8 protein-coding genes are annotated in these 11,557 nt (G+C 57.6%); 3 read left to right on the top strand and 5 right to left on the bottom strand.

Features of this window, described 5'->3' with window-relative positions:
• The 4 genes from VGJ94_17665 to VGJ94_17650 form a co-directional block, all read right to left on the bottom strand.
• Positions 1 to 793 (bottom strand): FAD binding domain-containing protein (locus tag VGJ94_17665; protein HEY3278448.1); only part of this gene is annotated, 793 nt, incomplete at its 3' end.
• Entirely contained in the window at positions 790 to 3,078 is a 2,289-nt protein-coding gene (locus VGJ94_17660) for a xanthine dehydrogenase family protein molybdopterin-binding subunit (protein ID HEY3278447.1), read from the bottom strand. The genes VGJ94_17660 and VGJ94_17665, both read right to left, overlap by 4 nt.
• A 3-nt stretch (positions 3,079 to 3,081) precedes the next feature.
• Complete coding sequence (locus tag VGJ94_17655) at positions 3,082 to 3,618, bottom strand: (2Fe-2S)-binding protein (GenBank protein ID HEY3278446.1); 537 nt, start codon at positions 3,616 to 3,618, stop codon at positions 3,082 to 3,084.
• Positions 3,619 to 3,671: 53 nt separating this feature from the next.
• Positions 3,672 to 5,342 carry a long-chain-fatty-acid--CoA ligase gene (locus VGJ94_17650; GenBank protein HEY3278445.1) on the bottom strand — a complete coding sequence of 557 codons (1,671 nt, stop codon included), beginning with the start codon at positions 5,340 to 5,342 and terminating at the stop codon, positions 3,672 to 3,674.
• Positions 5,343 to 5,559: 217 nt separating this feature from the next.
• Between VGJ94_17650 and VGJ94_17645 the strand changes: the two genes are divergently transcribed.
• Positions 5,560 to 8,682 (top strand): sigma 54-interacting transcriptional regulator, encoded by a 3,123-nt coding sequence (locus VGJ94_17645; protein ID HEY3278444.1) that lies wholly within the window; start codon positions 5,560 to 5,562, stop codon positions 8,680 to 8,682.
• Here the strand turns inward: VGJ94_17645 and VGJ94_17640 are convergent.
• Positions 8,679 to 9,503, bottom strand: coding sequence for an IclR family transcriptional regulator (locus VGJ94_17640; protein HEY3278443.1), 825 nt, complete (start codon positions 9,501 to 9,503; stop codon positions 8,679 to 8,681). The two genes, VGJ94_17645 and VGJ94_17640, sit on opposite strands and share 4 nt — an antisense overlap.
• Before the next feature lie 614 nt (positions 9,504 to 10,117).
• Between VGJ94_17640 and VGJ94_17635 the strand changes: the two genes are divergently transcribed.
• Together VGJ94_17635 and VGJ94_17630 are read left to right on the top strand one after the other, a co-directional pair.
• Positions 10,118 to 10,324, top strand: a complete 207-nt coding sequence (locus tag VGJ94_17635) for a hypothetical protein (GenBank protein HEY3278442.1) — start codon at positions 10,118 to 10,120, stop codon at positions 10,322 to 10,324.
• A 463-nt stretch (positions 10,325 to 10,787) separates the two neighbouring features.
• On the top strand, positions 10,788 to 11,557 hold a 770-nt coding region (locus VGJ94_17630; GenBank protein HEY3278441.1), incomplete at its 3' end, for a glycosyl hydrolase family 28 protein.

The following is an 11,557-nucleotide window of genomic DNA, read 5'->3' as shown; positions in this document are numbered from 1 at the left end:
AGCCCACGATGGCCACCTGCTTGCCCGACGCCTTTTTGGGCGCCTGATAAAACTCGTGAGCCTTCTCGAGCACGTAATCGCCGACTCCCCTCTCCACACACTGGATAGCCACGGGCTCGTCATAGCCCTTCCTGTTGCACTCGGGCTCGCAGAATACGGGGCAGATCCTGCCCGTGATGGCCGGGAGGGGGTTATATTCCATCAAGATGCGCGCCCCCGCGGCGAAATCGCCTTCCCGGACCTTTTCCATATAGGCCGGTATGTTCGCGTGGGCGGGGCAGTGGCTCGCACAGGGGTTTTCGGTGAGCCGCGCGGCCCCGAAGAGGGAATGGTAGCGGTTATCCCCGGCGAGGGCGCTGCAGACCTTCCCGCCCTTTCTCAGGCACGTGATCGCACCCCCTAGCTGCTCCGGATATCTATAGTACCAGCACCGAACCTCCTGGGCCAGGTTTCCACCGATGGTCGCCATGTTGCGTATATGGGGACTGGCGACCGAATAGACCGCATCCGCCAGAAGGGGATATGCCTCCCTCACCTCCGTTGATCCCGCGATATCCGCGAGCCTGGCGAGGGCGCCTATCCTGAGCCCCGATTCATCTTTCTTTATGTAATCCAGGTCCTGAATAGTCTTTAAATTGATCAGCGCTTCCGGGTATTCGGCTATCGACCTGTCCCTCATGGCGCCGAGGAGGTCGGTGCCGCCTGCGTTGACCCTGGCCTTTCCGCCATATTGCTTAAGGAGCGCGCCGGCTTCTCTCACGGAGCGTGCGTTGTGGTGTGTGAACGGTTTCATTTCGTCCCTCCTCTTTTCGTCTCCTCTACCTTGTCCAGGGCTTTCAAGACCCTGTCGGGCGTCGCCGGATATTCATGGAGCCAGCTCCCGACCGCGTTCGATACGGCCATGAGCACGGCGGAAGGCCCCGGGGACGTGGAGACCTCGCCCACACCCACGGCATGAAAGCGATGGCTGGGGAAGGGGGTTTCGAGGACCACGTTATCGATCTCAGGCAGCTCCGCGAAGGTGCGCCATTTGTAATCGATCATATTGGCATTCACGATGTGGCCTGTCCTGCGGTCCAGGATAGTCTCTTCAAATATTGCGCTGTCGATGCCCGCAGAGCCGAAGCAGCCGTTAAGCTGGTTTTCAAGCCCCTGGGGATCGATGATCTGGCCCACGTCCGTCGCATTGACCACCCGGATGAGGTCAACCTTGCCCGTATCCGTATCGACTTCCACCTCCACAAAGGACATCATGCAGTTGCACATGGTGAAATCGGGCTCGAACCGGCCGTATCCGAGGATGGTCTTGTCGTTGCCCATGGCCCGCCATTTCATCGCCTTTTCCGGGTGCTTCTTCTCGAAGACGATCCCGTCGGCCGTATCGAGATCTTCGGCCGGCACGCCGAGTTTTTTTGAAGCGAGCTCGAGGAGTTGCCGCCTCGCATCTTCCGCCGCATTTATCACCGCGCTCCCGATGGCATAGGTGCCCCTGGAGCCGACGGGTCCGAATTCAAAGGGGGTGACGAGGGAGTCGGCCGGCGTCATGGAGATGCGCTCGGGCGGTATCTGGAGCACCTCGGCTGCCATTTTCAGGTAGTTGCTCTTCTGGCCGGTCCCGTGCTCCGCCACGCACAGGAAGATCGTGGCAGTGCCGTTGTAGCCGAGCTGCACATAGGCCTCGGAAGAATCTTCGCCGATATCCGCATTGCCGTGGACCCCGACGCCGATGCCGCGCCTCTTCGATCCCTTGACGGAGAGCGGTTTCAGCCAGCCCTTCCATTTCTCCTTCCAGCCGTAGGTCTCGGCCCCCTTATCCATCGATTTGGAGAAGTCGATGCCCCGGAAGTCGTACCACTTCCCGTCCCTCCAGTAGTACCCGCCGCCGGGTTTCACAAAGTTCTTCCTCAGCACGTCGAAAGGATCGAGGTCTGCCTTCTCCATAGCGAGACAGAGCAGTGGAATAAAGGAGCATTTCAGCTCCTGTCCGCCGAAGCCCCTTGTGGCCCCGGAGGCGTTCCTGTTCGTGGTGACCACGATGTTCTTGAGGTCCCAGTTGGGGCACTGGGCCATGATCATCAGCTCTCCCGAGCCGATAGCAACCTGGGCCTGGGTGGTGAAGGAGAAGTACCCCGTGTCCACGTACCAGGTGCCCTGGATGGCGGTCAGGGTGCCGTCCTTCTTCATGCCGACCCGGGCGTGGATGCGGGAGCTTACCCGGAGCACGAAGGTGGCCAGATGCTCCTCCTTCGAGATCATCACCTTCACCGGTCTTTTCGTGGCTTTGGAAAGAAGGATGGCATAACTCTGGACCTGCCAGCAGGTGAACTTCGTGCCGAATCCGCCGCCCACCTGGGTGCCGATGCTCCGGACCTCGATCTCCCTGTTGAAGACGTGAAAGAGGGTGACTTTATCCATGTAAGGGGCCTGGCTGGTCCCCCAGATGGTGACCTTATCCGGGTCCTCCCATATTGCCACGGCTCCCACCGATTCCGCGGGCAGGGCATTGGGTATGTTCTCGTACCCGAAGGTCCCCTCCGTGATTACGTCCGCTTCCGTGAACCCCTTGTCCACGTCGCCCCTCACCACGCCTTTCAGGCAGTTGGGGCCATAAATGATCGTGCCCCCCGGCAGTATATTGTCGGGAAACTCATCCCACACCGCCGGCGCTCCGGGGGCGAGGGCCGAGTCAATGTCAAAGACCGCCGGAAGCACCTCGTATTCCACGTCGATGAGGCTCAGGGCCTCTTCGGCGATCTCATCCGTCACGGCGGCCACCAGGGCAACCGCGTCGCCCACGCACCGCACCTTCTTATCGAGGACCCGCACGTTTCGCGGAGTGCCGCCCCTGTAATCGGGGATATCCTCCCAGGTGACCACTGCCTTGACGCCGGGCAGGGCGAAGGCCTTCGCCTTGTCTATCCTTTTGATGATCGCATGGGCATGGGGGCTTCTCTTCACCCTGCCCACCAGGAGGTTCTGAAATTTCAGGTCGTCGAGGTATTGGGCGGCGCCGGTGACAATACTTTCCGCATCCCTCCGCTGCATTGGCTTGCCGATGTATCTGTAGTTGCCTCCCATCTCTTACCTCCCCTGGTCCGCGACCGACATGACCGCCCGGAGCACGTGGTAATGACTGACACACCTGCAAAAATTACCGGAAAGGGCCTCCTTGACCTCATCCACACTGGGATGGGGGTTCCTGTTGAGGAGCGCCTTTGCGGTCATGATGATGCCCGGGGTGCAGAAACCGCACTGAAAGGCCTGCTGGTCGATAAAGGCTTGCTGGAGGGGATCGAGCGCGCCCGTGGCAGGGTCTCTCAATCCCTCTATGGTATTGACGCTCTTTCCGTCGCATTCAATGGTGAGAATTTTACAGGAGAGGACAGGGTTCCCGCCCATAATCACGGTGCAGGCCCCGCACGCGCCGTTGTCGCAGGAAATTTTGGTGCCCGTAAGCCCGAGGGTCTCTCTTAAGGTGTGGGACAAGGTGTGAAAGGCCTCCACTTCACCGGGCCTGCTCCCCACCCGCAATTCGTAAAGAATCCCGTTGACCGTCAGGTTGATCGGCGGATAGGAGACCGGTTTTTTCCGCGCTGCACTATTCTTCTGTGCTGTCATGGCTATTCCTCCGTTTCTCTGTCTTCTTTATCTATATATCTTTTCCTCGTCGATCAGTGATTCCGGCCCTTTGCCCGGCCGGCCTTCGGCCCTTCCGCGGTACCCCGGCGCTTCGGTTCGGGCCCTTTGCCGCCATCCCCGGAGTACCTTTCCTTCAGGACCCTCTTGAGCACCTTGCCCTGGGGATTGCGGGGCAGGACATCGACGAATTCCACGGACCTGGGGGTCTTATATCCCGCCATGTGGCCCTTACAGAAGGCGGTGACTTCCGCGGCCGTAAGCTCCGCCCCTTCCCTGAGCACGATCACCGCGTGGACCCGCTCGACCCACACGGGGTCGGGGACCCCGATGACCGCTGCCTCCTGCACGGCCGGGTGCCGGTAGAGCACCTCTTCGACCTCGCGGGGAAAGACGTTCTCGCCTCCCGTGATGATCATGTCCTTTTTCCTGTCCACGATGTAGATAAACCCGTGACTGTCATACTGGCCCATATCTCCCGTGTGGAGCCATCCGTCCACGATCGTCCGGGCCGTCTCGGCCGGGTTCTGCCAGTATCCTTCCATTATGGACCTGCTTTTTACGGTGATCTCACCTACCTCGCCGGGCCCTACGTCCTTTCCGTCGTCATCGACTATCCTCACATGCACCCCGATGCACGGCTGCCCGCATGACGCAAGGATGTCGTAGCCTTCTTCGGAGAGTGCCGCCGCAATATGGGCCTCTTTCGAGAGAATGCATATGTCGGGTCCCGATTCCGTCTGTCCGTAGCCCTGGGCGAAGATAGGGCCGAACTTCGCGATGCCCGTCTTCAGGACTTCCAGAGGCATGGGAGAGGCGGCATACCAGATACGCTTCACGCTCGCAAGATCGTATTGGTCGAGATCGGGCTGGTTGAGGAGGGTCACGAGCAGGGTGGGGACGATATGGATATCGGTGGCTTTTTCCTCTTCGAGGGCCTTGAGGGTGGCCTTTGCGTCAAAGGACCTCTGGGTCATAATGATGTTGGCCCCCGCCACACAGTAGAAGGCCCAGAAATGGGACCACCCGCCGATGTGGAAGAGAGGGAGGACCATTACGTGGGTATCTCCCGGCTGCAATCCTACCTGGAGCGCCTTGTTTCTCGCCTCTTCGAGCTTCCGGTAATGGGTATAGACCGCGCCCTTCGGCGCGCCCGTGGTCCCACTCGTATAGAAGATGATGAAGGGATCGTTCTGCGTGATCTGCACGTCCGGCTCCTCACCGGGGAAATTGGAGATGAGGTCGTCGTAGTAGGCCATATCATCAACGGGCTTCTCGAGGGCGATATAATGCTCCACCCCGGGCAGGCGTCTACGGAGGTCCTTTACCAGGTCGTGCATCTCCTGTCCCACGAAAAGTACCTTTACCTGTGAGAGATTGATGAGCGCTTCAAGCTCATTACCGGTGAGGCGCGGGTTGAAGGGGGAGATCACGAAGCCTCCCTTCATTGCCGCCCCGGTAATATCGGTGCATTCCAGGCAGTTCCACGAAATGAGCCCTATGCCGTCCCCTTTTGAAAGACCGAAGGACCTGAGCGCATGGACGAGGCTGTTGACCCTGCCGTTGTACTGGAAAAAGGTTACCCTCCGCGGCCCGTAGACGAAGGCGGTCTTCTCCGGGTGGAGGAGCGCGTTCCGGTAAATTATATCCCCATAAGTCCCTATTTCGTATCGACTCAATTCTTTAAGGAGAAATCTCTGTCGCACCTAAACCTCCATGAACGCTTTTTATCCTTTCATTCAACAAATGTGCCAGTCCCATAAACGTCTGATATGAAAGAGATCGGTACACTGAGGTATGTCGCAACCTGATGGTTACCGGCAATATATTGTCAGTTGCAACAACATATTGCCGGTTCCTCTATCTTATGATAGGATGTCACCGAAACGATGCTGCACCATTTCCTTATAAGCCGGAGGGACCGTGACCGATCTTTCGAAACTATGGACTGACGCCGATCCGGACCGTAAAGACGTGATTCTTTTCCTTGCCTACATTGAGCCGCCCGTTTCCATAGATTTTCTCGGCTCTCTCTCGGAGATCTCTTTCAGCAAGATCCTCCACGCAATAGAAGCACTGAAAAAAAAGAGGCTCCTGTGGGAGAAGAAGGAGTACGGGCCGGGTCTTTATTTTTATGATGGGACCGTACTCAAGGATCTTGCGGGAAATGCGGCCGGCCACGAATCCGCAAGGGTCATGGCCAGGCTCATCGATTATTACAAGGTCCACGAAAACGATGACCACCGGAACGTGCTGACCTTAGCCTCCTTATACCGCGATTCGGGCAACATAGAGGACGGGCTCGGAGAGATTAAGAAAGCGGCAGACCTTCTCCACAAGTCGGGAGAGAGGGAAAAGGCGGCGGCCTATTACGACGGGCTGGTCCGCTATTTCGAGACGCGGCCGGTGGAGCGGTCACAGGCTGCGTGCTTCCTCGACAGCGTGCTCGCCATAGTCGCTATAATGAAGTACCGGATGCCGGTCCACGAGCAGATCACCCTGCTCATCAAAGCGGAACAGATCGCGCGGGGCCACAGGCAATGGGAGGCCCTCTCGAAGGTAAAGCTCGCCCTGGCCCGCCTTTTTCAGGCCTCGGGCCACCACAGGCAGGCTACACTTTGCATCAACGATTTCAGGAACCTCGCAAAGAAGACCGGGGACCCATCGGTCGTCAGGATCGCCACCCTTCTCACGAGTGAGTTTCTTTACTGGCAGGGCAGGTTCTCCGATGCGGCACTCCGTTACGATGAGGCAATCGGCGACGTCGAAGAGTTCGGCGACGACAAGGCGACCCTCAAGGCAGGCGCCCGGGTGGGCTTCAGCAACGTGATCTGCGGCAGGATCGCCCGCGGCATGGGCATGATCGACGCGGTCAGGGCCAAGGGCCTCGCCCTGAACATCCAATCCGTGGTCGCCTTCGCCGATTTCATGGCTGCCCTCGCCCTTTTCGAGATCCGAAAGCTCCCTGAAGGCTCCTTCTTCCTCGACAGGCTCTCCTTATTCCTGGAAGAGGTGCTCGGCCATTACGTGCTCTCAGGCATGAACCGCTGCAAGGCCTTTCTCTGCTGCATGAGGCAGGAGTACGAAGAGGCCTTCCAATACCACAAGAAGGCGATCGGGCACTCCCTCGCCGTGGGCTGGAACCATCACAACGGCCCCTGGAATCTCGAGTGTCTCGATATCCTCGAATCGAAAGGTTTCTTCAACGCGCAATGGAATTATGACGGCGAGATAGAGCGGATGCTCCACTGGGACGACATCTACATGAAGGGCGCCGCCTTTCGGTACAGGGCCTTGCGGACGATGAAAAGAGGGGGTCCCCCGGGGGCCGTTCTCGCCGATCTCACCTCTGCGGAAAAATACCTGAAAAGGGCCGGAGCGGAGATCGAGCTCGCCCGCACGTGGATCGATCTCGGAAGTTTTCATATGAAGCAAGGTGAAGCCGGGCTCGGGCAATCCTTTCTCACCAGAGCCTGGGTGCTCTTCTCCAAGGTGGACCGGAGCCTCCTCCCCAAGGACCTCCTCGTGGTCATGCCTCAGGAACAGAGGATCGAGCTCATGATCGAAAGGATTATAAAGATCAATGAGTCCCTCGGGGGCATCCTCAGCACCTCCTCTTTTCTCGAGCGGGTGATCAACGTGGCCATGGATTTCACCATGGCCACCCGGGGCGCCTTCTTTTCCGTGGGCGAGGGAGAGGAGCCCAGGATCGTGACGAGCAGGAATCTGAACCCTCTGCACACCGCCCAATCGGGTCTTATCTCCATGGCGGTCGAGCAGGCCGTCCGGGAGGGGAAGGGACTCGTTTTTCCCGGTTTCGAAGCAGCCGGAGTCCTGACGGACCGGGCACTCGGCGGTGCCGGGATTACCGCATTCCTGTGCATGCCCGCCCGTTTGGGGGAAGAGACGATGGGATACCTCTATCTCGATAACCGCCTCGGAGGACGACCTTTTCCGGAAGACCTCCTCACCTATGTGAGGCTGCTCTGCAGCCAGATCGCCGTGGGCCTCTCCAATATCAGGATCTATGACGAGATCAAGAACGAGAAAGCCCGGCTGGAAGACGAGACGGTCTTTTACAAGCGCACCATGGGCGTGGACGGCTCTCCCGGGACGATCATCGCAAAATCGGAAGCGATCAGGACCGTAATAGACCAAATTCGACAGGTGGGGCCCACGGACAGCACGGTCCTTATTATGGGAGAGACGGGCGTGGGGAAGGAGCTCGTGGCAAAGGCGATCCATGCCTTGAGCGATCGCAGGGACGGCCCCTTTATCCCCGTAAACCTCGCGGTCCTTCCCCATGACCTCGTGGCAAACGAGCTTTTCGGCCATGAAAAGGGGGCCTTCACCGGCGCGGGCGAGCGCCACAAGGGCAGGTTCGAGCTTGCCCACGGGGGCACGATCTTTCTCGACGAGATCGGCGACCTCCCTCCCGATATCCAGGTGAAGCTCCTCCGGGTGCTCCAGGAGGGCGCCTTCGAGCGCCTGGGCAGCGAGAAACCGGTAAAATTCGATTTCAGGGTGATCGTCGCGACCCACAGGAATCTGGATATCGAGGTAGAGAAAGGCGCATTCCGGCAGGACCTCTATTACCGGCTCAATGTGTTCCCCATCTATATGCCCCCCTTAAGGGACAGGAAGGAGGATATCCCGCTCCTCGCCCAGCATTTCGTCGATGAGTTCGCGAGGAAGATGCATAAGAGGATCAACAGGATACCTGCGCGGGAGATGAAGAAGCTTATGGAATACCACTGGCCCGGCAACGTGAGGGAGCTCGAGCATTTCGTGGAACGGGCGGTGATTATCTCGGATGGAAAGGACCTCAGTTTCTCGGGCCACGGCCTCAAAGGTCCGGAAGGCATTCGGGCCCGGGAGCCGGGACCCACGCTGCTGGCGGACGTGGAGCGGCTCCATATCGAAAAAGTCCTTTCCCATACGCGAGGGAAGGTGGGCGGCCCTGACGGCGCGGCAGCCCTTCTCGGGCTCAAGCCGACGACACTCTTTTTCCGCATAAAAAAATTAGGGATTACACGACCTTCTTAAGGTAGCGCGTCCGCCCTGTCCGGCAGCGCCCATTGAGCCGGCGGCGAAGCCCCAAGCTCGCGGGAGAGGGCCCGGCCCGCCTCGGCCACGAGGGGCCCGAACTGGTGGGCAGTCTCTTTCTTGAAAAGCACGAAAATCTCGATAAAGCCTACGGGCATGCCGTCGGGCCCTATCACAGGCGCTGCCTCCACATTGAGTCCGGGGTTTACCTCTCCCAGGTCTTCGGCAAACCCCTCTTCCAGACATTGGGCGAAATCCGCGGCGAGACGCACCCGGTCGAGCCGCTCCGGAGAGCCATAAAAATAGAGCGGCGTCTCCGCAAGAATATGGTCCCGCACCTTCCCGGGCATGACCGCCACCACCGCCTTTCCATGGGCGCCATAGGTGAGGCCCAGCCTGTGGCCCACCCGCATGGTAACGCCGAACCCCCCTTCCCCCTCGGCCTTACCCGCAATAAAAACGCTCCCTCCATCGATAAGGCCGAGCACCGCGGTGCAACCGGTCGCCTTCGCAAGGTCCTTCAGGATCGGCTCGGCAAGCCGCGGCGCGCTCAAGTGGTCGATAGCCTTCCGGGAAAGGAAAATAAGCCCCGGCCCAAGGGCATACCCCTTCCCGTCGGTCCCCTTCCGCACAAGCCCGAACCCCAGCAGGGTCTCGAGGATAGAAAAGGCCTTACTCTTGTGGATGGCAACCCGCGCGCAGATCTCCGGAAGGCTCAGGTACTGCGATTCCGCCCCCGCCAGGCAAAAAAGCACCCGCGAGGCCTGCTCCACCGCCGGCACCACATAACGCTGAGCAGAGGGAACAACTTCATCATTCATCGTAGGGCCTCCCGCTGTGAATCTTTCATGGATTCTTATAATTAGGACTATCCGTGGGGGGCTGTCAAGAAGATTGTGAAGGGTGAGATAAGTTCTCAGTCTCCCAGCAAACCCTTTTCCCTGCCGCAGATAAAACCGTATAAGGGCAGATGAAAGCGTGTTTTCCCTCCAACCGGTGACACAACCGGTTAGACCCTCTCCGGCCCGGAGGGCCTGGAATATTAGACCGGCCAGGTCAGGCCTATCAAATCGTGGAAATTTTCTTTTCACCTGCTTCATCCGGTTTTATCCGAAGCATCTGCGACTGAAACGGATTTCGTGATTGGAAGTGAGGGCTACCTTGGGTAAGAAACAGTGTCACCTCAGGCACGACCACACGGGCTATGACCGCTCGGCTATGATGCACGAGTCTAAAGCAGGCAATGCGTTGTCTTAGCAGCCCCTGGGAGGCGCATAGCCTTTCTTGCGGGACACGTGTTATAGAGTATGATAGTATAGAAATATGACTTTCGATACCATGAGGGCCTTTTGTACCTATCTTCCTGCCGGACCGCCTCGCCCCCACGCGGTTACAGGTATAGGCGGATGCTCCCCTGACAACTGGTAAGGAACCTATGAAAAAAGGTATATTGAATCTTTATCGGGATTTGACTTCGAAAAAAACCTGGCAGAGGGTGGATTTCTTCCTTCGAATGCATGATCCGGGAACAGGCATAAAATCATTCGAGAAAGGGGATTATCTTCCGTTGGCTATAGTCCTCGTTCTTGTGTTTGGCGCAATTGCCATTATGATCTTGATTGGAAAAATTATATCTCGGTGAATTCAACTTCAAACTGCACCACCTAGGGCAAATGCAGTGGGCAGGATGGATTTCCGGTAGAATGAAGAACGACCCACATCGTGTCGGGCTGTGATAAAAGTCAGGAACTTCTCTTTGAAGATGCCAAGTCAGCTTGGCAAACCGTCTTACTTACGCCATTACTAAAATTATGAATCGCGGAGGAATATATCCGGGATATTCGGATATTCCTGGAATCCGATCCTTTGATATTGAAGAAGTCCCGGACAATGACTATAGCTTTGTGATGAACCCGCTAGCCCACACAGGGGAATCTTTCCGAAGGTCCTTCCCTTCCTCAGCGAAACCGCAACGATGGTGTTTTGTTATCGTCTTATTCCTTATCCAGCTTCTGCTCCCCCTTCTCGTAAATGCGGCTGTCACCGTATACCCCACACCGGCCGATGCGCCGGGGAATAGTACGTTTTCGGTGCAGGTGAGGTCTTTGGGCGGAGAATGGGCCGATCTTTTTTCCTATGATGCGGTGGTGGACAGGGTAACGCAATCACACATGTCTTTTGTCTATTTTGATTCCGATTTTTCGAAGAAGGTCGAAGTGAGGGTCACAAGAAACTCGGGCTCAATCACTTCGGCACAAGTAAGACCGGCATCGGCCGGCATCACCCCGACCGTGTCGGGCAATACCATCACCTTCACCATGACGAAACCGAAAAAGATATCGGTGGAGGTCGACGGCAATATTCTAAATAACCTTTTCGTCTTCGCGAACAGAAAGGAGACCGGCGCCATAAAAGGGCCGAGGACCGGGGTCCATTATTTCGGCCCGGGCACCCACTTCATCGGCGATGGCACGGGGACGCTTTATCTCACGAGCGGGGAGAAAGCCTATATTGCCGGCGGTGCGATCCTTTATGGAAATATATTTATCCTCGATGCAAAAAATGTCTCCGTCTCAGGCAGGGGCATACTCTCGGGCAGGCTCTTCGACCATGCGCTCCCGGACAACCTTCCCAAGCCCCCGATGATTTTCATGGACGGCTCGAGCGGCGTGACCGTCAAGGATATCATTATCCTCGACACAGTGGGATGGAACATATCCATTGCGGCATCCGACTCGGTTACCCTCGATAACCTGAAGATCGTCGGATGGACGATCAATTCCGACGGCATCAATCCCCAGTATTCGCGGAACGTGAGGATCAACGACTGCCTTATCAGGAGCAATGACGATTGCATCTCCGTGAAACTTGCGTT

Source organism: Syntrophorhabdaceae bacterium (genome assembly GCA_036504895.1).
Lineage (GTDB): Bacteria > Desulfobacterota > Syntrophorhabdia > Syntrophorhabdales > Syntrophorhabdaceae > PNOM01.
Note: the sequence above shows the minus strand (reverse complement) of the source record. Positions and strands in the feature narration are given on the sequence as shown.

Excerpts from the sequence above, each read along its gene's own strand:
- VGJ94_17660 (HEY3278447.1), bottom strand. The coding sequence starts at position 3,078 with ATGGGAGGCAACTACAGATACATCGGCAAGCCAATGCAGCGGAGGGAT.
- VGJ94_17655 (HEY3278446.1), bottom strand. The coding sequence starts at position 3,618 with ATGACAGCACAGAAGAATAGTGCAGCGCGGAAAAAACCGGTCTCCTAT.
- VGJ94_17640 (HEY3278443.1), bottom strand. The coding sequence starts at position 9,503 with ATGAATGATGAAGTTGTTCCCTCTGCTCAGCGTTATGTGGTGCCGGCG.
- VGJ94_17635 (HEY3278442.1), top strand. The coding sequence starts at position 10,118 with ATGAAAAAAGGTATATTGAATCTTTATCGGGATTTGACTTCGAAAAAA.